This window comes from Leucobacter sp. PH1c, from assembly GCF_000633415.1.
In the GTDB taxonomy this organism is placed as follows: Bacteria; Actinomycetota; Actinomycetes; order Actinomycetales; family Microbacteriaceae; genus Leucobacter.
Genome location: NZ_AYMV01000016.1, coordinates 1 through 22547, shown reverse-complemented (window position 1 = coordinate 22547; position 22547 = coordinate 1). Strand labels below are relative to the sequence as shown.

Annotated in this window: 19 protein-coding genes; 13 read left to right on the top strand and 6 right to left on the bottom strand. The window is 72.7% G+C overall.

Annotated features, from left to right (window positions below):
* The first annotated feature begins 26 nt into the window (after positions 1–26).
* Positions 27–1169 (top strand): folate-binding protein YgfZ, encoded by a 1143-nt coding sequence (locus U874_RS0105240; protein WP_025133496.1) that lies wholly within the window; start codon positions 27–29, stop codon positions 1167–1169.
* Between the two features lie 30 nt (positions 1170–1199).
* Positions 1200–1943: a phosphoglyceromutase gene (locus tag U874_RS0105235; RefSeq protein WP_025133495.1), complete on the top strand. Its 744-nt coding sequence runs from the start codon at positions 1200–1202 to the stop codon at positions 1941–1943.
* Positions 1944–2255: 312 nt separating this feature from the next.
* Here U874_RS0105235 and U874_RS0105230 read toward each other — a convergent pair whose 3' ends face one another.
* Positions 2256–2444: a DUF3073 domain-containing protein gene (locus U874_RS0105230; protein WP_025133494.1), complete on the bottom strand. Its 189-nt coding sequence runs from the start codon at positions 2442–2444 to the stop codon at positions 2256–2258.
* 129 nt (positions 2445–2573) lie between these two features.
* Between U874_RS0105230 and U874_RS0105225 the strand changes: the two genes are divergently transcribed.
* Positions 2574–3215, top strand: coding sequence for a hypothetical protein (locus U874_RS0105225; RefSeq protein ID WP_025133493.1), 642 nt, complete (start codon positions 2574–2576; stop codon positions 3213–3215).
* Positions 3216–3343: 128 nt separating this feature from the next.
* Here the strand turns inward: U874_RS0105225 and U874_RS0105220 are convergent, their stop codons facing one another.
* On the bottom strand, positions 3344–4639 hold the full coding sequence (locus tag U874_RS0105220; protein WP_025133492.1) for a DUF445 domain-containing protein: 1296 nt from the start codon (positions 4637–4639) through the stop codon (positions 3344–3346).
* Positions 4640–4745: 106 nt separating this feature from the next.
* Between U874_RS0105220 and U874_RS14195 the strand changes: the two genes are divergently transcribed.
* The 5 genes from U874_RS14195 (at position 4746) to U874_RS0105195 (ending at position 15297) form a co-directional block, all read left to right on the top strand.
* A complete protein-coding gene (locus U874_RS14195; protein ID WP_025133491.1) occupies positions 4746–9374 on the top strand; it encodes an efflux RND transporter permease subunit in 4629 nt (1542 codons plus the stop codon).
* Positions 9375–10991 carry a DEAD/DEAH box helicase gene (locus U874_RS0105210; RefSeq protein ID WP_025133490.1) on the top strand — a complete coding sequence of 539 codons (1617 nt, stop codon included), beginning with the start codon at positions 9375–9377 and terminating at the stop codon, positions 10989–10991.
* Between the two features lie 232 nt (positions 10992–11223).
* Positions 11224–13290, top strand: a complete 2067-nt coding sequence (locus U874_RS0105205; protein ID WP_025133489.1) for an acyl-CoA dehydrogenase — start codon at positions 11224–11226, stop codon at positions 13288–13290.
* An 80-nt stretch (positions 13291–13370) separates the two neighbouring features.
* Positions 13371–14396 (top strand): prolyl aminopeptidase, encoded by a 1026-nt coding sequence (gene pip / locus U874_RS0105200; RefSeq protein ID WP_025133488.1) that lies wholly within the window; start codon positions 13371–13373, stop codon positions 14394–14396.
* Between the two features lie 7 nt (positions 14397–14403).
* The gene (locus U874_RS0105195; RefSeq protein ID WP_025133487.1) at positions 14404–15297 is read left to right on the top strand and encodes a neutral zinc metallopeptidase; all 894 of its coding nucleotides are present in this window, start codon (positions 14404–14406) and stop codon (positions 15295–15297) included.
* Between the two features lie 419 nt (positions 15298–15716).
* On the opposite strand, the gene U874_RS0105190 is transcribed toward U874_RS0105195, so the two are convergent.
* The 3 genes from U874_RS0105190 to U874_RS0105180 are packed head-to-tail and all read right to left on the bottom strand — an operon-like array spanning position 15717 to position 17672.
* Positions 15717–16562, bottom strand: a complete 846-nt coding sequence (locus tag U874_RS0105190; protein WP_025133486.1) for a LysR substrate-binding domain-containing protein — start codon at positions 16560–16562, stop codon at positions 15717–15719.
* Positions 16559–16894 carry an MGMT family protein gene (locus U874_RS0105185; RefSeq protein WP_025133485.1) on the bottom strand — a complete coding sequence of 112 codons (336 nt, stop codon included), beginning with the start codon at positions 16892–16894 and terminating at the stop codon, positions 16559–16561. Before U874_RS0105185 ends, U874_RS0105190 begins: the two co-directional genes overlap by 4 nt.
* Before the next feature lie 55 nt (positions 16895–16949).
* Positions 16950–17672 (bottom strand): VIT1/CCC1 transporter family protein, encoded by a 723-nt coding sequence (locus tag U874_RS0105180; RefSeq protein ID WP_025133484.1) that lies wholly within the window; start codon positions 17670–17672, stop codon positions 16950–16952.
* Between the two features lie 320 nt (positions 17673–17992).
* On the opposite strand from U874_RS0105180, the gene U874_RS0105175 reads away from it, so the two are divergent.
* The gene (locus U874_RS0105175; protein WP_025133483.1) at positions 17993–18385 is read left to right on the top strand and encodes a hypothetical protein; all 393 of its coding nucleotides are present in this window, start codon (positions 17993–17995) and stop codon (positions 18383–18385) included.
* On the opposite strand, the gene U874_RS0105170 is transcribed toward U874_RS0105175, so the two are convergent.
* A complete protein-coding gene (locus U874_RS0105170) occupies positions 18369–20309 on the bottom strand; it encodes an ABC-F family ATP-binding cassette domain-containing protein (RefSeq protein WP_025133482.1) in 1941 nt (646 codons plus the stop codon). The genes U874_RS0105175 and U874_RS0105170 overlap by 17 nt on opposite strands.
* A gap of 207 nt (positions 20310–20516) precedes the next feature.
* Between U874_RS0105170 and U874_RS0105165 the strand changes: the two genes are divergently transcribed.
* From U874_RS0105165 to U874_RS0105150, 4 genes are all read left to right on the top strand, one after another.
* Positions 20517–21017: an SRPBCC family protein gene (locus U874_RS0105165; RefSeq protein WP_025133481.1), complete on the top strand. Its 501-nt coding sequence runs from the start codon at positions 20517–20519 to the stop codon at positions 21015–21017.
* Between the two features lie 8 nt (positions 21018–21025).
* Positions 21026–21502: an ASCH domain-containing protein gene (locus U874_RS0105160; RefSeq protein WP_025133480.1), complete on the top strand. Its 477-nt coding sequence runs from the start codon at positions 21026–21028 to the stop codon at positions 21500–21502.
* Positions 21499–21876 carry a hypothetical protein gene (locus U874_RS0105155; RefSeq protein ID WP_025133479.1) on the top strand — a complete coding sequence of 126 codons (378 nt, stop codon included), beginning with the start codon at positions 21499–21501 and terminating at the stop codon, positions 21874–21876. The genes U874_RS0105160 and U874_RS0105155 overlap by 4 nt, the downstream gene beginning before the upstream one ends.
* Positions 21877–21955: 79 nt before the next feature.
* The gene (locus U874_RS0105150; protein ID WP_025133478.1) at positions 21956–22438 is read left to right on the top strand and encodes a hypothetical protein; all 483 of its coding nucleotides are present in this window, start codon (positions 21956–21958) and stop codon (positions 22436–22438) included.
* Positions 22439–22547 lie beyond the last annotated feature (109 nt).

Below are 22547 nucleotides of genomic sequence, written 5' to 3'. Positions count from 1 at the left end.
CCCGCACTCGGAGGGGTGGTGACCACATGACCGCCTTCCGTGAGCTTCCCGGGGCGATCGTCGTCCCGGAGCTCGGCGTGCCCGCCCACTACGGCGAGCCGCTCGCTGAGCAGCGCGCCCTCGATGAGGGCCGCGCCATCGTCGAGCTGTCGCACCGCGGCGTGATCATCGTCGAGGGTGCCGACCGCCTGAGCTGGCTGCACTCGATGACGAGCCAGCAGCTCGCTGGCCTGCGCCCCGGGGTGAGCACCGAGACGATGCTCCTCGACCCCAATGGGCGCATCGAGCGCGCCATCCGCATCGTCGACGACGGCGAGCGGAGCTGGCTGCTCGTCGACGAGGGCTCCGCCGAGCCGCTCGCCGCCTTCCTCACCCGCATGCGCTTCGCCCTCCGGGTGAGCGTGCGCGACGCCTCCGACGAGTACGCCGCCGTGCTCGCCTTCGCGGGCCCCGCCGCCGACGCGCTTCGCGCAGCCGAGCCCGCCGCGATCTGGGAAGACCCGTGGCGCGGCGTCCTCCCGGGCGGTGTGCAGTACGCGAAGACCGAGCAGCACGCCGGCGCCGAGTGGAGCGCCGCGCAGTTCGTCTTCCCGCGCACCGCGCTCCCCGGCCTCGCCGCGCGCGCCGCCGCCGGCGACTTTGCCGTGGCCGGCCTGCTCGCGCTCGATGCGCTCGAGGTCCGTGCTTGGCGCCCCGCGCAGCACGCGGACGTCGACGAGCGCGCGATCCCGCACGAGCTCGATTGGCTGCGCACCGCGGTGCACCTCACGAAGGGCTGCTACCGCGGGCAGGAGACCATCGCCAAGGTGCACAACCTCGGCCACCCGCCGCGCCGGCTCGCGCTGCTGCACCTGGACGGATCCGGCGGCTCGCTGCCCGTGCCGGGCGCGCTCGTGTTCCGCGCGGGCGAGGCCCGCACGCCCGGCGCCCGGCCCGTCGGCCGGATCACCCGGGCGGCCCTCCACTACGAGTGGGGCGGCATGGCGCTCGCGCTGCTCAAGCGCTCCGTCCCGGAGGACGCCGAACTCGAGGTGCGCGGCGGTGAGCACGCGGCCGACGCCCAGGCCGATCCCGCGGAGATCCCCGAGGTGATCGCCGCGGGCCAGGAGGTCATCGTGCCCGCCGACGCCGGCGCGGCCCGCGAGATCCCGCGCCTCAAGCGGCTCTGACCCGCCCGGGCGACCGGATAGGCTAGGGACATGACGAACACGCTGATCTTGCTGCGCCACGGGCAGAGCGAGTGGAACCAGAAGAACCTGTTCACCGGCTGGGTCGATGTCCGCCTCACCGAGCAGGGGCGTGGCGAGGCCGCGCGCGCGGGCGAGCAGCTCGCCGCCGCGGGCCTCCTGCCCGACGTGCTCCACACGTCCGTGCTGAGCCGCGCGATCCAGACCTCGAACCTGGCGCTCGACACCGCCGATCGTCTCTGGATCCCCGTGAAGCGCTCCTGGCGGCTCAACGAGCGCCACTACGGCGCGCTGCAGGGCCTCGACAAGGCGGAGACGCTCGAGAAGTACGGCGAGGAGCAGTTCATGGAGTGGCGACGCTCCTTCGACACGCCCCCGCCCGCCCTCGACGACGCGAGCGAGTGGTCGCAGGCGCGGGATCCGCGCTACGCGGGCATCGACGGCGTGCGCCCGCAGACCGAGTGCCTGAAGGACGTCATCGACCGCCTCATCCCCTACTGGGAGGGTGAGATCCTGCCCGACCTGAACGCGGGGCAGACGGTGCTCGTCACCGCGCACGGCAACTCGCTGCGCGCGCTCGTGAAGCACCTCGAGGGCATCTCCGACGGCGACATCGCGTCGCTCAACATCCCGACGGGCATGCCGCTCGTCTACGACATCGCGGAGGACGGCACGCCCACGGGTCCCGGCCGCTACCTCGACCCCGAGGCCGCTGCCGCAGGCGCTGCCGCGGTCGCCGCCCAGGGCAAGCACTAGTCGCTGCGAGGCGGCGGACGCTCGGCTCGCCGTCCCCGCGCACTCGGTTCCGCGCATTCGGCCCCGTCGCACTCCGGTGCGGCGGGGCCGTTGCGGTTCCGGGAGGCCGGCACCCCGGCATCCCGCCGTCCCTGGCGCAGGGCGCGCCGCCGGACCCGCGCGCAGGAACGCCACAGCCCGCACCGGTTCCACGTCATCCCGGTGCGGGCTGCAAGCGTCGTTCGAGCGGAGGATCCTCACGCAGCAGCGCAGCGGACCGATCGGCCCGCTGCGCTGAACGACTCGGTGGGCGCCAGGGGCGGCGCCGCGACGTCAATCGTCGTCGGAGTCCTCGTCCGTGTTGTACTTGTCCGCGTACTCGGCCCAGGGGTCCTCGCCCGAATGCTTCTCGGATTCAGATGCGAGCTCTCGCTCAAGCGCCGAGTAGTTCGTGTCGGGGCTGAAATACTTCAGCTCCCGGGCGACCTTGGTGTGCTTTGCCTTCTGACGGCCGCGCCCCATGCGTGACCCCCTTACACATTCGGGCCCCGCGGAATATGCTCCACGAGGCAAGTACCAATTTAAATAGACGTATGGAGCAGATTCTAGCATGACCGGCATGCGCGAAGATCGGCCGGTTACGATGAACACATGACGTCTTCTCGCCCGCGCCCAGTCAGGATCGTGCTCATCGCGCTGCTCGCAGTGGCCGTGCTCGTTCTGGCCGGTGCGCTCGCCGTGCTGCTCCCGATCCTCACGCACCAGAGCGCGGGCGGATCGGGCCAGGAAGTGCCGCAGGACTTCGTCTCCGAGGTGAGCGCGACCGGCGCCGACGGGCGCACGCGCACGCTCTCCGCCGAGACGAACGATGGGAAGCCGGCCGAGCTCGACGCGATCGCTCCGGGCGAGTCACTCGTCGTGACGGGCACCGGTTTTGATTCCGGCATCGGAATATACCTCGCGATCTGCGCAATTCCCGAGTCGCCTGAGGAGAAGCCCGGCCCCTGCCTCGGGGGCATCCCTGAGGGGGCGGAGACGGGCGGCGCCCAGGCCGAGACGGGACTGTCGAGCGCGTGGATCACGAGCGACTGGGCCTGGCGCGCGTTCGCGACGCAGAGCTACGACGACGATGCGACGGGCACGTTCACGGCGACGCTGACCGTGCCTCCCGCGACGATCGACGGGCTCGATTGCCGGGTGAGCCGCTGCGCCATCACGACCCGCGCCGATCACACCGCGGCCCGGGACCGGGTGCAGGACCTGCTGCTGCCCGTGGGCTTCCGCGCCGCGTGACCCTGCTGCGCTGAGCGATCCTCGCGCTGCGGGCGCCGCCCCGCGGCCGGATCCTGCTCAGCGACTCAGCGGCTCGGCCCTGCCGTCCGACGCGCGAGCACGCCGGACGGGCGAGGAGTCCCGGCGGGCTAGGAGGCGAGCGGCGCGATCACCAGCGTGGCCACCGCGAAGATCGTCAGCCCGGCGAGGGCACCCACCACGGTGCCGTTGATCCGGATGAACTGCAGATCCTTCCCGACCTGTAGCTCGATCTTCTCGGCCGCCTCGCGCGCGTCCCAGCGCTGCACCGTCTCCGTGATCACGCCGGCGAGGTCGTGGCGGTAGTTGCGCACGAGGTGCTCCACGATCCCCATCACCCAGACATCGATCTTGTACTGGAGGGTGGCGTCCTCCACGAGCTTGCGCCCGAAGTCCTGAGCCGCGCTCACCATGCGGACGCGCAGGTCGCTCTCGGGGTCCTCCAGCATCTCGACGAGCGCGGCCCGCGCGGTCTCCCAGGTGCTCGTCGCGAGAGCGCGCACGCGGGGGCTGTCGAAGAGCTCGTGCTTGAAGTTCTCGAGCTGCCCCTGGAGGCGCTCCTGCTCCTGCAGGTCCCGCGCGAGGTCGCCCAGGAACTTCGTGACGGCGAGGCGGAAGGGGTGCTCGGGCTCGGCCGCGACGCGCTGGGCGAAGCGGACGGCCTCGGCGTGGAGGCGGTTGTCGACGAACTTCTCGACGACGCTCGGCATCCACGAGGGCAGCCGCGACGACACGACGCGGTCGAATGCCTCCGGGTGGCCGACGAGCCAGTCCTCGAGCCGCTCCGCCGCGATGTCGAGGAGCGCCTCGTGGTGCCCGCCCGAGACGAAGGAGTCGGCCGCGCGCCCGAGCAGCGGCCCCCACTCGGGGTCGACCACGTGCTTGCGTACGAGCCCCTCGACGAAGTCCTGCACATCGTTGTCGTTCAGCACCGTGAGCGCGCCGAGCCCCGCGCTCGCCACCATGCCGGCCGCGCGCTCGGCATTCGCCCGCTCGGACAGCCAGCGGCCCGCCGTGCGCGCGCCGCTGATCTCCGAGAGCTTTGCGTGCACCACATCGTCGGCGAGGAAGTTCTCCTCGACGAAGGAGCCGAGGCCGGCTCCGATCTCGTCCTTCTTGTTGGAGATGAGGTTCGTGTGCGGGATCTTGATCCCGAGGGGGTGCCGGAAGAGCGCCGTCACCGCGAACCAGTCGGCGAGCGCGCCGACCATGCCGCCCTCGCTCGCGGCGCGGACGTAGCCGAGCCAGGGGTAGCGATCCTGCAGCACAAAGGAGACGACGAAGACGACGGCCATGCCGATGAGCAGCCCGACCGCGATGCGCTGCATGCGCCGCAGGTCGCGCAGGCGCTGGAAATCGTCAGGGGTCACAGCGCCCAGGGTGCGTCGGCTTCGAGACAGCGGCATACTCAGCATTATGGCTGCTCCGGGCCCAGGTCGGGGACCGGGGTCGTGCGGGATCGCGCGCAGGACGAACTGGGCGGGATCGGCGCGGCGTGGGATAATCGAGCCCATGCACCAGCTCACGGCGCTCAGCCTGAAGAATCGTGCCCTGATCGCGCTCGTGACCGTCGTAGCTGCGGTGTTCGGCCTCATCGGCATGGGTTCGCTCAAGCAAGAGCTCATGCCCTCCGTCCAGTTCCCCGCGATCGCGGTCGTCACGAGCTACCCGGGCGCCTCGCCCGAGGTGGTTAACGCCGACGTCTCGGAGCACATCGAGACGGCGCTGCGCGGTGTGCCCCAGCTCGAAAGCTCGACCGCCACGTCGAGCACGGGCGCCTCGATGGTGCTCGCGCAGTTCACCTACGGCGTCGACATCGCGGCGACCGAGCAGAAGGTGGAGCGCGCGATCAGCCGGATCTCGAAGCTCCTGCCCGAGGCGTCGGACACCCAGGTGATGTCGGGCAGCATCGACGACTTCCCGGTGATCCAGATCGCGGTGACCCCCGCGGACGGCGAGACCCCCGAGGCCGCGGCCGAGCTGATCTCGCGGGTCGTGGTACCCGAGCTCTCGGATCTGCCCGGGGTGCGCGACGCGCAGCTCGCGGGCGCGCGGCCCGACCGGGTGACGATCACCCCCGACACCGCGGCGCTCGCCTCGCTCGGCCTGAGCGCGCAGTCGATCACCGATGCCCTCCAGCAGAGCGGCGTGCTCGTCGCCGCGGGCACCGTCGCCGACGGGGACCGCACGCTCGCCGTGCAGGCCGGGTCCGAGGTCACCTCGGCCGACGAGATCGCGGCACTTCCGATCCCCATCAGCGCCGCGCAGCTCGAGGCCCAGCAGCAGGCGCTCGTGGCGCAGCAGGAGGCGCTCGCGCAGGCGGATCGCACGCGCACCACCGCCCTGCCCGAGGCCGACGCGGCGCCCGCGCTGCAGGCCGTGACCATCGCGGACGTCGCGACGGTCGAGCTCGGCCCCGGTCCAGTGGAGAGCATCTCCCGGGTGGACGGCGCCCCGGCCCTCACGATCGGGGTGACGAAGATGTCCGCGGCCAACACCGTCGACGTCTCGCACGCGGTGCAGAGCACGCTCGCGGACCTGGAGGGTCAGCTCGGCGGTGCGAAGCTGAGCGTGATCTTCGACCAGGCGCCGTACGTCGAGCAGTCGATCGAGACGCTCACGACGGAGGGGCTCCTCGGCCTCCTCTTCGCGGTCCTCGTCATCCTCGTCTTCCTGATGTCGGTGCGCGCGACACTCGTCACGGCGATCTCGATCCCCACCTCGGTGCTCCTCACCTTCGTCGGCCTGAACTTCGCCGACTACACGCTGAACATGCTCACGCTCGGCGCGCTCACGATCTCGATCGGCCGTGTGGTGGACGACTCGATCGTGGTGATCGAGAACATCAAGCGGCACCTCGTCTCCGAGGAGGATCGCGCCGCGACGATCGTGCGCGCAGTCCGCGAGGTGGCGGGAGCGATCACGGCCTCGACGGTCACGACGGTCGCGGTGTTCCTGCCGATGGCCTTCGTCGCGGGCATGGTGGGCGAGCTCTTCCGCCCCTTCGCGTTCACGGTGACGATCGCGCTCGCCGCGTCGCTCCTCGTCTCGCTGACGATCGTGCCGGTGCTCGCGTACTGGTTCATCTCGCCCGAGCGCGAGGGGCGGAAGCCGAACGCGCTCGCCGCCCGCTTCGGGCGCCCGGGCGCCCGCCGTTCGAGCGCGGCTCCCGAGACCGCGCGCGCGGCCGCGCAGCCGACGGCGCTGCAGCGCTGGTACCGGCCCGTGATCGATTGGACGCTGCGGCGCCCCGCGGTGACGCTCATGGTCGCTGCGCTCGTGTTCGGCGCGACGATCGCGGCGACCCCGCTGATGAAGACCAACTTCATGGGCTCCGACGAGCAGAACTCGGTCGGCCTCGTGCAGACGCTCGCGCCGGGAACGAGCCTCGATGCGCAGCTCGCCCAGGTGGAGCGGGTCGAGGGCGCGCTCGCGGACGTGAGCGCGATCGACTCCGTGCAGGTGACCGTCGGCAGCACGGGCGGCGGTATGGCGGCCATCTTCGGCGGCGGGGGCGACGGGGCCATCACCTACTCGCTCACCACCTCGCCCGACGCGGATCAGGCCGTCGTGCAGGACGAGATCCGCGCCGCGGTCGACGCGCTCGACGACGCGGGGGAGTTCTCCCTCGGCCAGTCGGGCGGCGGCGTCACGATGTCGAGCTCGATCGAGGTCGGCGTCACGGCGCCGGATCAGGACACGCTCGAGACCGCGAGCGAGGCGGTGCTCGCGGAGCTCCGCGATGCGCCCGGCCTGAAGCAGGTTGAGAGCGATCTCGCGCAGTCACGTCCGTACCTCTCGGTCACGGTGAACCGCGCGGCGGCCGCGGACCTCGGCCTCAGCGAGGCGGCGGTCGCGGGGCAGGTCGCCCGGCAGATGCAGCCGACCCAGATCGGCCAGATCGCGATCGACGACACGAGCACGGCCGTGTACCTCGCCACCGCCGACGCGCCGAACGACGTCGCCGGCGTCGCCGCGCTGCAGATCCAGACCGCCTCCGGCCCGCGCGCCCTGAGTGCGCTCGCGACGGTCGAGGTGGCCGACGGCCCCGTGACGATCCGCACCGAGGACACCTCGCGCATGGTGACGATCTCGGCGCTTCCCGAGGGCGACGACCTCGGTACCGCGAGCACCGCCGTGAACGCCGCGCTCGACCGGGTCGAACTGCCTGCGGGCGCGAGCGCCTCGATCGGCGGCGTGATGTCGCAGCAGGCGGAGGCCTTCGGCCAGCTCGGCCTGGCGCTGCTCGTCGCGATTCTGATCGTCTACGTCGTGATGGTCGCGACGTTCCGCAGCCTGCTGCAGCCGCTGCTGCTGCTCATCTCGGTGCCCTTTGCGGCCACGGGCGCGATCCTGCTGCTCATCGCGACGGGGATCCCGCTCGGCGTGGCCTCGCTCATCGGCGTGCTCATGCTGGTGGGTATCGTCGTGACGAACGCGATCGTGCTGATCGACCTCGTGAACCAGTACCGGGATCGCGGCGAACCGCTCCGCGACGCCGTCGTGCACGGCTCCCTGCAGCGACTGCGTCCGATCGTGATGACGGCGCTCGCCACGATCCTCGCGCTCACGCCGATGGGGATCGGCATCACGGGCAAGGGCGGCTTCATCTCGCAGCCGCTCGCCGTCGTGGTGATCGGCGGTCTGCTCTCGTCGACCGTGCTCACACTGGTCGTGCTGCCGACGCTGTACTACGCGGTCGAGCGGCGACGCGAGGGCGGCGCCGAGCGGCGCGCGCGGAAGAAGGGCCTCCGAGGGGACGGGGACGGGGGCGCTCTGGTGCTCGCGGGATCCGGGCTCACGGGCGCCATCGGCACCGCTGCGGCAGGGCCGGTGCGGGCGACCGGCGGAGGATCGACGAGCGCGACAGACGCTTCGGCCGGGACGCCGGAAGCCGCCGTCCTCGTTCCGGGTGACGTGAGCGACACGGGCGACGTGCTCCCCGAGTTCTCCGCTGACGCGCTCCCCGCCCCGGTCGCGGCGAGCGAGGCCGCGGCGATCGTGGAGGCCGAGCTCGCCGATGCGCCCCGCATCGACCCCGTCGCGGTCGCGGAGGCCGAAGCCGCCGCCGCTGAGACAGCCGCCGCCGAGGCCGCCGCCGCGGAATCCGAGCGCGTCGCGGCCGAGCGCGTCGCCGCGGAGCGGGCGGAGGCCGATCGGCTCGCGGAGGAGCAGGCCGAGGCCGAGCGCCTGGCCGCCGAGGAGGCGAGCATCGCCGAGGTGACCCGCGCGGCCGCCGCGGAGGCGGAGCGCGCAGCCCGCGACGCCGCCGCAGCCGAGGCCGCCCGGATCGCCGAGGTCGAGGCGGCCCACGCCGCGGAGCAGGATCTGGCCCGTGCCGAGGCGCTCGAGGCCGAGGCCGCGGAGAACGCCGCCGCCGAGGCGGAGGAGGCCGTGCGCCGGCAGGCCGTGCTCAGCGAACTGCTGCGCGCCGGGCTCGCGGCCCCCGAGACCGCGGGCGCCCACGGCGAGCCCTCCGCCGTCGTGCTGCCGCCGGCCCCGAGCGAGGGGCCCGGCGCTTCGGAGCCGACCGCGATGGGCCCCGAGACCGAGCAGATGTCGATGGACCTCGCGCAGCTGGGCTTCACGGGCGAGGACAACCCGCTGCCCGAGGCGGCCGAGCCCGCGCAGGAGTCGGCGACCGAGCCCGATTCTGAGCCCGAGCTCGTGCCGGAGTTGGAGTCGGAGCCGGTCCCGGCGCTGGTTCCGGCGCCCGTTCCTGCCCCGATTCCTGTGCCGGTTCCGGTGCGGGATCCGGGAGCCGAGAACGCCGTGGAGGCGGACCCCGCCGCTGATGACCCCGCCGCTGTGGATCCCGCCGCTGAGGATCCCGCACCGGAAGAGGCCGCCGCGGTGGAGACTGCCGCGGCGGCACCGGCATCGGCCGAGCCCGCCCCGAGCGGGGCGTTCCGCGAGGACGGCGCCGCTCCTCCCGTGACGGGCGAGCTGAACTGGGAGCAGTTGCTTTGGCAGGCGACGCAGGACGTCGACGAGGAGCCCGGCGCCCAGGTTCCCGGCGCTGACGTGGCCGGAGCCGCGGACCACGGAGCTGCGAACCCCGGAGCTGCGAACCCCGCGGCGGATGCCGACCCCCAGCAGCCCACCACCGGTCGCGAAGCGACGGAAAGCGACGAGAAGTAGATGGCCCAGAAGGGACGACGCGGCTTCAAGGCCCCCGCGAACTACGAGCCCGGGCGCAAGCCCAAGGGGCGCAAGTTCCACGGCGGGCGGGCGCAGGCGCAGGGCACGAGCCGTGCCGACGACGCGCAGCAGGGGCGCTCCGACGCTCCGGGCGGCGTGCGTGCTGCGCGCTCCGGGCGCGACGAGCGGGACCGCGGCGGGCGCGAGCGCGCGGGCACCGGCCGCGCGGCGAGCGGTCGCTCCGGGGGCGAGCGCGCGACGAACGAGCGGATGGCCCCCGAGCGCGCCCCGCGTGAGCGCACCGAGCGGGAGCGCGCGCCCCGCGAGCGCGCCCCGCGCGAGCAGCCGCTCGCGCGCCTCGATGCCCGTATCACCACAGCGGAGGACGCCGCGGGCATCAGCTTCGGCGATCTTGGCCTCGGCGGCAACATCGTGCGCGTGCTCGGTGAGCTCGGCGCCGACCGCCCGTTCCCGATCCAGGTCGCCACGATCCCGGATATCGTGCGCGGTCGCGACGTGCTCGGGCGGGCGCGCACGGGATCCGGCAAGACGATCGCTTTCGGCTCCGGCCTCGTCGAACGTCTCCTCCTGCTGAAGACGCAGGGTGCGTTCGGTGCGGCCCCCGGCGCGAAGGAGCGAGGGGCGAAGCAGCCGAAGCGCGGGGAGCGGGGCGCCCGCGCCCCGCAGAAGCCCACGCGCAATCCGCGCGCCCTGATCCTCGCTCCCACGCGTGAGCTCGCGCTGCAGATCGACCGCACGATCCAGCCGATCGCGCGCTCCGTGGGGTTCTACACCGCGCAGCTCGTCGGCGGCGTCCCGCTCGATCCCCAGGTGCACGCGCTGCAGCGGGGCGTCGACATCGTGATCGGTACGCCCGGCCGCGTGCAGGATCTCGTCAACCGGCGCAAGCTCGACCTTCGCGAGGTGCTCGTCACCGTGCTCGACGAGGCCGACCACATGTGCGATCTCGGCTTCCTCGAGCCCGTGCAGCAGGTGCTGCGCCAGACGGTGCGGGGCGGCCAGCGCCTCCTCTTCTCCGCGACGCTCGACGCCGGGGTCTCCGAGCTTGTCGAAGAGTTCCTGCGGGATCCCGCCGTGCACGAGGCCGAGGCCGCGGCGGACGGCACGGTCCGGCACCGGGTGCAGATCGTGCTCTGGGAGCACAAGGACCAGGCGCTCGTGCAGCTCGCCCGCACGCCGGGCCGCGTGCTCGTGTTCTGCCGCACCCGTGCGTACGCCGAGCGGGTGGCCGAGATGCTCGCCGACGCAGGGCTGCGCGTCGCAGCGCTGCACGGCGACCTCAGCCAGTCGCGCCGCGAGCGCAACCTCGAGAAGTTCGCGACGGGGAAGGCCTCCGTGCTCGTGGCGACCGACGTGGCGGCGCGCGGCATCCATGTCGACGATGTCGACCTCGTGCTGCAGGCCGATCCGCCGGACGACTACAAGACCTACCTCCACCGCGCCGGCCGGACGGGTCGGGCGGGCCGGGACGGCGTGGTCGTGACGGTGATCGCGCGCACACGACAGAAGCGCACGCGCGAACTGCTGGAGAACGCGGGGATCGTGCCCGAGGTGTTCGAGGACTTCATTCCGGAGGGAGCGGTCGACCCGCGCTGAACGGGCTCCGCCCGCGTGCTCATGGCAGTGGGGAGCACCGCGCACTTAGCGCGAACCTCTAGATCTGGCGTGCTCGATTTGGCGCCATTCGACAATGGCGTACGCGGCGCGCGCGGCGGCCGTTGTCGGGTGACGCGCGCTCGGTTGTCCGCCTCGGGCGAGCGGCCTAGCCTGGCAGCAGGTCAACCGACGACCGCCGATGCGGTCACGCGCGCACGCCAAAGGAGCACCGATGAGCGACACCATCCCGAACGAGGCCCGCATCGACACCACCGTCGTGGGGGACGCCCTGCTGGGCAAGTGGAAGCGGGAGCGCCTCGAATCCCGCGCCCTCGCCGCCGACCCGCGGCTGCACACCATCAACGGTCAGTCGATGGACGAGCACCGTGCCCGCGTGCTCGAGCAGCTCGGGATCCTCGTCGAGAACGGTGCGATTCAGCGCGCGTACCCGAGCGATCTCGGCGGCGGCGACAACCACGGCGGCAACATCGCCGCGTTCCAGGAGCTCGTGCTCGCCGATCCCTCGCTGCAGATCAAGAGCGGTGTGCAGTGGGGGCTGTTCGGCGCCGCGATCCTGCACCTCGGCACGCGCACGCACCACGAGAAGTGGCTGCCCGACGTGATGAGCCTGAAGCTTCCCGGCGCGTTCGCGATGACGGAGATCGGCCACGGCTCGGACGTGGCCTCGGTCGGGACGACCGCGAGCTACGATCCCGAGACCGAGGAGTTCGAGATCCACACCCCGTTCACGGGCGCGTGGAAGGAGTTCCTCGGCAACGCGGCGCTGCACGGCCAGGCCGCCGTCGTGTTCGCGCAGCTCATCACGAAGGGCGTGAACCACGGCGTGCACGCGTTCTTCGTGCCGATCCGCACCCCCGAGGGCGAGCTGCTCCCCGGCGTCGGCAGCGAGGACGACGGCGTGAAGGGCGGCCTGAACGGCATCGACAACGGTCGCCTGCACTTCACGCACGTGCGGATCCCGCGCGAGAACCTGCTGAACCGCTACGGCGACGTCGCGGCCGACGGCAGCTACTCGTCGTCGATCGAGAGCCCCGGCCGTCGCTTCTTCACGATGATCGGCACGCTCGTGCAGGGCCGCGTCTCGCTCGACGGCTCCGCGGTGAAGGCCATGATGGCGGCCCTCACGATCGCGATCCGCTACGGCAGCGAGCGGCGGCAGTTCCCGGGCGCCTCCGGCCGCGAGACCGTCCTCATGGACTACGGGCAGCACCAGCGGCGCCTGATCCCGAAGCTCGCGCAGACGTACGCGATGGCGTTCGCGAGCGAGCGCCTGCTCACGGTGTTCGACGAGGTGTTCTCAGGAGCGAAGGACACGGACGCGAACCGCGAGGACCTCGAGACCCTCGCCGCTGGCCTGAAGCCCCTCTCCACCTGGGCTGCTCTCGAGACCCTGCAGGAGGCGCGTGAGGCCACGGGCGGCGCCGGCTTCATCGCGAAGAACCGGCTCGTGGGCCTCCGCGCGGACCTCGACATCTACGTCACCTTCGAGGGCGACAACAACGTGCTCCTGCAGCTCGTGGGGAAGCGCCTGCTCACCGACTACGCGAAGCAGTTCGCGGGCGGCGACAAGGCGGCGATCGCGAAGGCTGCGGCCTCGCAGCTCGGCGACCGGGTGAGCCGCTTCGGGCTGCGCCAGATGGGCCAGAGCATCGCCGACCTCGGCCGGGTCGCGCGTTCGGTCGAGAGCATGCGTACCCCCGAGGCGCAGCGGGCGCTCCTCACCGACCGCGTGGAGACGATGGTCTCGGAGATCGCGCTCGCCCTCCGCGAGGCGACCAAGCACGTGCCGAAGGGCGATGCGCGGGGCAAGGCCATCGCGAACGAGGAGGCGTTCAACGCGCAGCAGCACAAGCTCATCGAGGCGGCCCGCGCGCACGCTGAGCTGCTCCAGTGGGAGGCGTTCACGGAGGCGCTCGAGCAGATCTCGGATCCCGGATCGCAGCAGGTGCTCACCTGGCTCCGCGACCTCTTCGGCTTCGGCCTCATCGAGGAGCACGCGGCCTGGTACCTCGTGCAGGGCCGGATCTCGGGGCAGCGCGCCGAGGCTGTGACGGCGTACATCGACCGGCTGATCGCGCGGCTGCGGCCCCACGCGCTTGACCTGGTCGACGCGTTCGGGCTCGGACCGGAGTTGCTCCGCGCGGAGATCGCGACGGGAATCGAGGCCGAGCGTCAGGCCGAGGCGCACGCCTACGTGGAGGCGCAGCGCGCCGCGGGCACCTGGCCGATCCATGAGAAGGAGCTGCGGAAGCAGGCGAAGCAGGCTGCGCGCGGCTAGCGTGCGGTGCCGGGGCGGGAGGCGCGATCGAGCCGCCCGCCCCGGCACCCGTGCGGGGCATTAGAGTGAGCGGTATGGCACTGCGAGCGCTCTATCCACCGATCGAACCCACCGCGCACGGCATGCTGCCCGTGGGCGATGGCAACGAGATCTACTGGGAGACCTGCGGCAACCCCGATGGCAAGCCTGTGGTGTTTCTCCACGGCGGCCCGGGCGGCGGCTGCGGCCCGGATCACCGGCGCTACTTCGACCCCGCGCGCTACCGGATCGTGCTCCTCGACCAGCGCGGCTGTGGGCGGAGCGTGCCGCACGCGAGCGCGCCCGATGCCGAGCTCTCGGCGAACACCACGTGGCACCTCGTGGCCGACATCGAGCGGCTCCGCACCCACCTCGGCATCGACCGGTGGCAGGTGTTCGGCGGATCGTGGGGCTCGGCGCTCGCGCTCGCCTACGCCCAGACCCACCCGGAACGGGTGACGGAGCTCGTGCTGCGCGGGATCTTCACGCTGCGCCGCGCCGAGCTCGACTGGTTCTACCAGGACGGTGCCTCCCACCTCTTCCCGGACGCGTGGGAGGAGTACCTCGCGCCAATCCCCGAAGCCGAGCGCGGCGAGCTGATCGCCGCCTACGCGCGCCAGCTGAGCGATCCGGACCCCGCGATCCACACCCCCGCGGGCGTGGCCTGGACGGTGTGGGAGAACACCACGATCCGCCTCATCCCCGATGCCGAGGCAATCGCCGCGGCCCGCGCGAACACCGCGGCGGCCGTCGCGTTCGCCCGCATCGAGAACCACTTCTTCACCCACGGCGGCTGGTTCGAGGAGGGGCAGCTGATCCGCGACGCCGCCGAGAAGCTGCGCGGGATCCCGGGCGTCATCGTCCAGGGCCGCTACGACGTCTGCACCCCCGCGCGCACGGCGTGGGACCTACACCGCGCCTGGCCGGCGGCGGAGTTCGAGCTGATCGATGACGCCGGGCACGCCGCGAGCGAGCCGGGAATCATCGATGCCCTCGTGCGCGCGACGGACCGCTTCGCGGACGCGGCGGCCGGTTCCGCCGACGACCGCGCCGCTGACGACCGCGCCGCCGAAACCCACGGAGAGTGAGACGCCCATGACGTTCAACGACAACGTTCGGATCGACCCGAGCAAGGTCTCGAAGCGCAGCGGCGGCGCCCGGCGCGGCGGCATGATCGCGGGCGGCGGAGTGGGCATCGCGCTGCTCCTCGCGCTCGGTTCGCAGCTGCTCGGGATCAACCTGATGCCGTTCCAGCCCGCCGCGGAGCAGCTGCTCGGTGGTGGCGCGGTCTCCGAGGAGCACGCCGGAGCCCTGAGCAACTGCGAGACCGGGGCCGACGCGAACCAGGATGTGGAGTGCGCGATGAACGGCGCCGCCGACTCGCTCGACCGCTATTGGGCCACGCAGGTGGGCAACTATCGGGCGCCGGGCCCCGTGGTGCTCTTCAGCGGCCAGACGCAGTCGCCGTGCGGCGCAGCCTCCTCGGCGACGGGCCCGTTCTACTGCCCGGCCGACGAGACGATCTACATCGATGTCGCGTTCTTCGACACGCTCAGCCGTGACTACGGCGCCTCGGACGGCTCGCTCGCGCAGATGTACGTGCTCGCGCACGAGTGGGGCCACCACATCTCGAACCTCATCGGCTCGCTGCAGAGCGTGGGCCGCGAATCGGGCGCGGCTTCGGGCTCGGTGCGGCTCGAGCTCCAGGCCGACTGCTTCGCGGGCGCCTGGGTGCAGAACGCGTCGAGCGTCACGGATAGCGCGGGCGTCCCCTTCCTGAAGCCGGTCACGGCCGAGCAGATCGCGGACGCAATGAGCGCGGCTGCCGCGGTGGGCGACGACCACATCATGGAGTCAGCGGGCGTCGGCGTGAACCCGGAGCGCTTCACGCACGGAACGTCCGAGCAGCGGCAGCGCTGGTTCCGCACGGGGTACGAGCAGGGCCCGACGGCCTGCGCAACCTTCGACGTGCCCGCCTCGCAGCTCTAACGGGGCGCGGGACGGGCTCGCGCCCGTGCGTGCGGGCGTGCGTGCCCGCGCCCGTGCCCGTGTCCGTGCGTGCCCGTGCCCGGCCCACCCCAAAGATCGCTTCGACTGTGATCCGGTATTCGCCCCCGATACCGGATCACAGTCGAGCGGATTTGCTGGCTGGTGTGGTGGTGTGGTGGCGTAGCTTCGGCGAGTGTCTCACCCAACCAGGTTGGACACTCGGCAAGGAACCACGTAGCGGGAAGAAAACAGTACGGAATGCCGCACTGTTGCTGCTTGGATCGGTCCGAGCTTTCGCTCCTGCCCACGGGCTGGACTGAGGCGCATGTCTGTGCGCGGCGCATGATCCGCCGTCGACACGTTGCACACGTGTGTCGTGTGGGCAGGCACGTCAGGGGTGATCTCCCCGTGGCCGACAGCTAGCGGCGGCCCCGGGCGTGCGGCGGCTTCTTCTTCGTCGCGGCCAGCTGCGCACCGCGCGAGCCGGGCTTCGGCCCCGCCTTCTTCTTTTTCTGCGGCTGCTGCGCGCTCTTCGCCGGCCGGGGCGCGCGGGGCGCGGGCTCGGCGTCGGGCGTCGAGCGCGAACTGCGTGCCGTGCGGCCGCGGAGCACGCCCATGAGCTGCTGCACATCGGCGCCATCTCGGGCGACGTCCCACGTGGCCCACACGGCCGTGCGGGGCAGCGCGTCCGCGCCGGTCACCGGGATCATCCGGTGGCGGCGCTTGTCCACGAGGTGCCGCGCGAGCAGCGTGGGGAGCAGGATCGCGCCCGCGCCCGTGGCGACGAGCTCGAGTGCGGCCGGCACGTTGCGGGGCATCCAGCTCGGATCCTCCCACGGCTCGGCAGCGGGCCACTCTGCGGGGTGATCGGGGTGATCCAGCAGACGCACCGCCGCGAGCTCCGACAGCTCGATCGCGTCGGCCTCGGCGAGCTCGTGGTCGGTGTCGACGACGAGGGTGATCGTCTCCTCGTACAGGCGGAGGGCGTGCCGGGCGGGTGCGGGCTCGGCTGCGCCGGAGCCCGGGGCTGCGGCACCCGGACGCACGCCCGGAAGCGCGCGCTCGATCATCACGTCGCACTCGACGCGGGCCGAACGGCCGTAGGCGATCTTCACGGGAACGAGTTCGAGCGAGGACCCGGTGACGGTCTCCCAGCGCTGGGCCCAGGTGCTCGGGGCGATGCCGCGGGCGAAGCCGAGCCGGATCGGGGCCGGGCCCGCGTCCTCGGGGGTCGCGTCGCTCGGGGCAGGAGTGGGCTCGCTCATAGCGCGACCTCCGAATAGATCTCGTGGGTGTAGGGCAGCCGAGCCGCCGAGAGCGCGATGCGGTAGTCCGGGGATTCGGCGTGGCGCAGCGGAGTCCCCTCCTCCCGGTAGCGGGGGAGCGCGAGCGGGGCGTGCCCCTGCGGCGGCAGACCGCTCGCGGGCACCACGCGCCACCAGGCGACCGCGTGGCCGTAGAGCGCCATCACTCGGCCCACGGCGCGGGGCGCAGATGAGCCGATCGCCAGCGCCACATCGCCGTACGTCATGACGCGGCCGGCCGGGATCCGGCGCACCACGGCGAGCACGGCGTCGACGAACTCGGGGCTGGGCATGCAGTAAGCCTACGGCGTGCGTGCCCCGCGCACCCCGCACGCGCCGCGCGAGGGGCTAGCCGATTGCCGAGACGCCGAGCAGCGTGCCGATCGTGTACGTCACAGCGACGGCGACGCCGCCGAACGTGAGCTGGCGCACAGCGCCGAGCAGCCAGTTGCGGCGCGTGGTGCGCGCGGCGAGCCCGCCCGCGAGCAGCAGCCCGAGCCCGCCGAAGGCGAGCCCCCAGCCGAGCGTGCCGAATCCGAAGAGGAACGGCAGGATCGGGATCAGTGCGCCGACGCTGAACGAGAGCAGCGAGGAAACGGCCGCGACCCACGGGGACGGCTTCTCCTCGGGGCTGAGACCGAGCTCGTGTGCGAGGTGCACGCGCACGGCCTGCTCGCTGTTCGTGTGCACCTGGCCGGCGGCGACGCGCGCCACCTCCTCCTGCATGCCGAGGCGCTCGAAGAGCAGTGCGAGCTCGGCCTGCTCGCCCGCGGGGTTGCGGGTGTGCGCCTCGCGCTCGATGCGCACCTCGGCGTCGAGCTGCTCGTTCGCGGTGCGCACGGAGGTGAACTCGCCGAGCGCCATGGAGATCGCGCCGGCGATGAGGCCCGAGACGCCCGTGACGACGACCATGCCCGAGGACGCGCCCGCGGCGGCGATGCCGGCGATGAGGCCCACGTTGGAGACGAGGCCGTCCATCGCGCCGAAGACGGTCGCCCGCAGCCATCCCGACGAGACGTCGGCGTGCCGGTGATCGTATTCGTGAGGGTGCGCGATGTTGATCTCGCTCATGGTCGTTTCTGGCCCCGCTTTCCCGCGTGATTCCGCGCTCGATGAGCCACGCTAGCAAGCTTCGCGAGGGAGGGAGAACCCCGCTCAGGGCTTCGATTTGGCGCGATTTCGGGGTTCGTCCCCCCGAACTCGGGAGCGCGGGGGGACGCGCACCCGGGTTCGGGTGGGCGCGGGGCCGTGGACTACCTAGTTCGGGCACGGGAACACGCAATTCTGGGCCGAAGTACACGTGTTCCGCGCACGATCCGGCCCGTACTGCGCCACGCCCGGGAAGACTGGAACCCGTCCTTCGCACCCGCACGCAGATCCTGGAGTCCCTGATGACCGCACGCACGAGTCCCGCCACGCCGCACCCGGCACCCGGGCACCCGTCCGCGACGGCATCGCTCGGCCACCGGCTCGCTCGGCGGAGCGCGCAGGCGGCGCTCGGCGTCGCCGTGCTCGTGGGCGCGGTGCTCGGCGGGGCAAGCGCCGCATCGGCCACGACCGGCGATGCCGGCGCGGACACCGGGGTGGACGCCGTCTCGGCGGCGGGCCCCGTCGCGAGCGCCGAACCGGCGGTCGCCCTGCCGGGCATCCCCGAGCTCGGCGGCGCCGAGGGCGCGGGCTGGTTCCTCGCCGCGGGTGTCGTGTACGTGGTCGCGGGCGGCGTGCTCTTCGTGCGTCACCGCCGCAGCGCAGCGCGCGCTGCCGCGTTCAGCTTCGGCGACTAACCGGGGCGTCGAGGGCCAGTAGATCCCCCGGCCAGCGTTCGCGGAGCCACCGGTCGTGCGAGGCGAGCACGAGCGCGCCCGGATACTCCCGGAGCGCGGCCTCGAGCTCCTCGACGAGCGTGAGCGAGAGATGGTTCGTGGGCTCGTCGAGGATGAGCACGGGCGGCGGATCCGCGATGAGCAGCGCGAGCGCCGCGCGCCGACGCTGGCCGACGCTCAGCGCGCCGAGCGGGCGATCCAGATCCCGCGATGAGACGAGTCCGCTCGCGGTCGGCGCGAGGGTCTCCCCGAGCTCGGCGCCGAGCGCCGCGCGCCACACCTCGGACACGGTGCGGCTGGGATCCGGGAACACGAACTCCTGGGGCAGGAGCCCGACCCGCGCGGTGCGTTCGACGGCGCCCGCATCGGGACGCAGCCGACCGGCGAGCACGGAGAGCAGCGTCGACTTGCCCGCCCCGTTCGGCCCGGTGAGGAGCAGCCGGCCGCGCGGTGCGAGCTCCAGCGACACCGGTGCGAGCCGCTCGTTGACCGCGACGTCCCTCGCGCTCAGCACGGGGCCCGACTCCGAGCCGGGGGATCCCGATCCGAAGCCGCGGAAGCGCAGCGGCTCCGGCGGGCGCCGCACGCGCGTGCGCTCGAGCGCGTCGAGCCGTACCCGGGCGTTCCGCGCCCGCCGCGCGGTGACCCGCGCATCCTTGTCGGCGTAGAACTTCCGGGTGATGCGGCTCTCCGATTTCGACTCGTGTTTCCGGTTCACCTCGCGCGAGCCCACCTCGATCTCGTGCCGGAGCGCGGCGAGCTCCTCGGACTCGGCCGCGTAGCGCTCGCGCCAGCGCACGAGCTCGGCGCGGCGTTCCGCCCGGGCCTCCGAGTAGCCGACGCCCCAGAGCCGTGCGCCGTAGCCGGATCCCGAGTCGTCGGTGCCGGGCGCGGCGCTCTCGGGTGCCGGGGGAGTGGGTGCCGGGCTCCCGGGCCTTTCGGTCCCGAGCGCCCCGAGCGGTGCGCCCCCACCCGTCGGCTGAGCGCCGGGCTGCCCTCCGGCCGGTTCTCCGGGTGGCGCCTCGACCGACACCGCGTCGGCGAGCTCCCGCGCGGGCCGAGGCAGCGGATCCAGATCGAGGATCCGGGTCGCCACGGCGTCGAGGAGCGAGCGGTCGTGGCTCGCGAAGATCACGATGCCCGGCCACGCACGGAGCACCCGCTCCAAGTACGCCGAGGACGCATCGTCGAGGTGATTCGACGGCTCGTCGAGCAGCAGCACCTCCGGCGCCTCCAGGAGCACTGCGGCGAGCGCGAGGCGGATCCGCTGACCGCCCGAGAGGGATGAGACCGGGCGGGCTTCGGGGATCCCGCCCAGCCCGAGCCCGGCGACGACCTCGCCGCGGAGCGCGTCCGCGGCCCAGGCGTCGCTCCGCTCGGCTTCGGCGAGCGCGCTCGCGAACGCTGCGGCGATGCGGGGGTCCTCGGGGCGCTCCGCGATTTCGGCCCCGAGCCGTTCGAGCTCCGCCAGCACCCTGCGAGCGGTGTGCTGCGCGGAGTCGAGCACCTGCCCGATCGCCGTCGTTTCGGAGACGCCGAGTTCCTGGGCGAGCAGCCCGACGCGTGCGGGGTGGGTCGCGGTTCCGGGCAGTCGGAGCTCTCCGGCGGTGGGCGTGATCCGTCCGGCGAGAATGCCGAGCAGCGTGGATTTCCCGGTGCCGTTCTCGCCGATCACGCCGATGCGATCGCCGGGGGCCGCGCTGAAGGTGAGGTCTGTGAGGATGCGGCGGTCGGGGGCGCCCGCGGAGATCCCGGTGGCCGAGAGGTGGCCGGAGCGTGGTGCGGCTCCGCCGGAAGCGGTCCGCGCGGCTGCGCGGTTGGCGGCGGCGAGATCCGGGGTGCCGTGGGCGGGGCGGGTGGAGGGACGGGAGTGCGGCGCGGGCATGGCGGCCTTTCGGAACGAGCGTGGGCTCTGCCGGGCGGTGAGTGCGCAGCGGGCCGGGAGCGTGCTCGAACCGGTGCTGCGTTCCTCTGCCTCGGGCGCGGAACGGGGCTGCGTTAGTGCTTCACGGTGTCGAGTGTACGCGACGCCCCCGGGGCCGGGGCAACCCCGAGTACGCTGGGAGGACATCACCGAAGAAACGGGGACCCCATGACGATGGAGGCCAGTGGTCGCCTGATCGCGACGCCGCGGGGGCGCGATCTCGTGCTCGTGCGCTCGCTCGCGCTGCCGATCGAGGAGGCGTGGGCGTTCCTCACGGACTCCGACCGCACGGAGCGCTGGTTCGGTCCGTGGGAGGGCGACGCGCGCGCGGGCGGCAGCGTGCGGATCCGCATGCGCTTCGAGGAGAGCGAGCCCGCGGTCCGGGCCCGGATCGTCGCGTGCGAGGCGCCGCATCGGCTGGCCCTGCACACCGTCGACGAGTACGGGAGCTGGGAGCTCGACCTCAGCCTGGAGGAGGACGGGGACGAGGACACGCTGCTGCGTTTCGTGCACCACCTCGACTCGGATGCGGACGTGGGGGATATCGGCCCCGGCTGGGAGTACTACCTGGATCTCCTGGTGGCTGCGACGGAGGACACCGAGCGCGCCGGTTTCGACCAGTACTACCCCGCACTGCGTGAGGCGTACCTCGCGCTGCGCCCGGAGTAGCCGCGACCGTGGAGGGTGCTGAGGCGCGCGTCGCCGCCTTCTGGGCGCGCTGCCGCGCCGCGGTGCCGGGACTTCCCGAGGCCGTGCCCGAGGCATGGCCGTTCGGGGCGACGGCCGCGCACGCGGACGAACTGCTCGCGCTCGTCCGGGCGGGGACGAAGACGGGCACCGCGACCGCCGTGTGGGATCTCGAGGCCACCGGGGAGGCCGTGCCCCGCGTGGGGGACTACAGCGTCATCCTCGACGGGGCGGGTGCGCCGCGCGCCGTGATCCAGACGACCGCGCTCGCGACTGTGCCGTTCGCTGAGGTCTCCGCCGAGCATGCGCACGCGGAGGGGGAGGGCGACCGCACGCTCGCCGACTGGCGCGACACGCACGAGGCCTACTGGCGCGCCTTCGGGGTGAGCGGACGGGGCTTCGCGGAGGACATGCCGATCCTCTGCGAGCGCTTCCGGCTCGTCTGGGCGCCGGAGGGTGCCCGATGAGCGCGCGCAATGCGGTCTCCATCGAGCGCGGCGCTCTCGTGGTGATCCCGCGGGGGATGGACAAGATCTGGGGATTCCGGCGGCGCATCGAGGTACCGCTCGAGCGCATCACCGAGGTCGCTGTGGAGCCCTCACCGCTCCGCGTGCCGACGGGGTGGCGCGGCCCCGGGCTCGACGTCGGGGGCAAGCTGTCGGGCACCTTCCACCCCGGCGGCGAGCGCCACTACTGGAACGTATCCGGACGCGGCCCGGCGCTGACCGTGGGGATCGCGGGCGGGCAGCCTTTCGACCGGCTCACCCTCTCGGTGGCGGACGCCGAGGCCCTGTGCCGTGAGCTCCACGCCGCGGGAGCGGCGCGCCCCTCGGCGGAGTAGCGCCTCGGGTGGCGGGGCTGCCTGCTGCCCGCTTGCCTGTCTCCCCGCCCGTCGAGCGAACGATCTAGACTGCGGATGCATGAGCCTCCCCGCCCGCATCGACCGCTATCGGTTTCCCGGCGAAGCGAGCTGGCCCCGGATCGCGGACGACCGCTCCGGAGCCACACTGCCGCATCCGCCGTTCAGCACGGTGAGCGGAGCGCAGAAGCGCGCCGAGCTCGCGCGTCGTGGGGTGCTCCAGCGCATCCGCTTCACGCCAGCCTGGGGGAGTGCGTGGCCGCTCTGGAGTGGCGTCGACGGCCCGGTGACGCCCGGGCAGCTCGCCCTCAGCGCGTCCCTCGAGTCGGCACTGCGGTCGTGGACGGATCAGTGGATCAGCGCGGGGGATGCGGCGCTCGTAAAGGACTGCGAGGTCGGTGGCCTGCTGCCGGATCCCTGGTTTGAGGCGGGCGAGAAGCTCCTCGCGGCCGTCGCGGAAGAGACCTGGACGTTCGCGGACGTGTTTCCGTACTTCAGGACGTATCGGCGGAGCCCAGGGGGCTCGCTACTCTCGCCGGGGTAACTGCTTACCCCGCTCTGCCTGCTGCGCGGCTCCCGCCCGGCTGCAGTCCCCGGTCCCGCCCCGCCGCCGCCCCGCCCCCCCCGCTCCCAAAATCGGCTCGACTTTGATC

Bases quoted from the DNA above. Each gene is read 5' to 3' on its own strand.
- U874_RS0105240 (WP_025133496.1), top strand. From the start codon at position 27: ATGACCGCCTTCCGTGAGCTTCCCGGGGCGATCGTCGTCCCGGAGCTC.
- U874_RS0105235 (WP_025133495.1), top strand. From the start codon at position 1,200: ATGACGAACACGCTGATCTTGCTGCGCCACGGGCAGAGCGAGTGGAAC.
- U874_RS0105230 (WP_025133494.1), bottom strand. From the start codon at position 2,444: ATGGGGCGCGGCCGTCAGAAGGCAAAGCACACCAAGGTCGCCCGGGAG.
- U874_RS0105225 (WP_025133493.1), top strand. From the start codon at position 2,574: ATGACGTCTTCTCGCCCGCGCCCAGTCAGGATCGTGCTCATCGCGCTG.
- U874_RS0105220 (WP_025133492.1), bottom strand. From the start codon at position 4,639: ATGCCGCTGTCTCGAAGCCGACGCACCCTGGGCGCTGTGACCCCTGAC.
- U874_RS14195 (WP_025133491.1), top strand. From the start codon at position 4,746: ATGCACCAGCTCACGGCGCTCAGCCTGAAGAATCGTGCCCTGATCGCG.
- U874_RS0105210 (WP_025133490.1), top strand. From the start codon at position 9,375: ATGGCCCAGAAGGGACGACGCGGCTTCAAGGCCCCCGCGAACTACGAG.
- U874_RS0105205 (WP_025133489.1), top strand. From the start codon at position 11,224: ATGAGCGACACCATCCCGAACGAGGCCCGCATCGACACCACCGTCGTG.
- U874_RS0105195 (WP_025133487.1), top strand. From the start codon at position 14,404: ATGACGTTCAACGACAACGTTCGGATCGACCCGAGCAAGGTCTCGAAG.
- U874_RS0105190 (WP_025133486.1), bottom strand. From the start codon at position 16,562: ATGAGCGAGCCCACTCCTGCCCCGAGCGACGCGACCCCCGAGGACGCG.
- U874_RS0105185 (WP_025133485.1), bottom strand. From the start codon at position 16,894: ATGCCCAGCCCCGAGTTCGTCGACGCCGTGCTCGCCGTGGTGCGCCGG.
- U874_RS0105180 (WP_025133484.1), bottom strand. From the start codon at position 17,672: ATGAGCGAGATCAACATCGCGCACCCTCACGAATACGATCACCGGCAC.
- U874_RS0105175 (WP_025133483.1), top strand. From the start codon at position 17,993: ATGACCGCACGCACGAGTCCCGCCACGCCGCACCCGGCACCCGGGCAC.
- U874_RS0105170 (WP_025133482.1), bottom strand. From the start codon at position 20,309: ATGCCCGCGCCGCACTCCCGTCCCTCCACCCGCCCCGCCCACGGCACC.
- U874_RS0105165 (WP_025133481.1), top strand. From the start codon at position 20,517: ATGACGATGGAGGCCAGTGGTCGCCTGATCGCGACGCCGCGGGGGCGC.
- U874_RS0105155 (WP_025133479.1), top strand. From the start codon at position 21,499: ATGAGCGCGCGCAATGCGGTCTCCATCGAGCGCGGCGCTCTCGTGGTG.
- U874_RS0105150 (WP_025133478.1), top strand. From the start codon at position 21,956: ATGAGCCTCCCCGCCCGCATCGACCGCTATCGGTTTCCCGGCGAAGCG.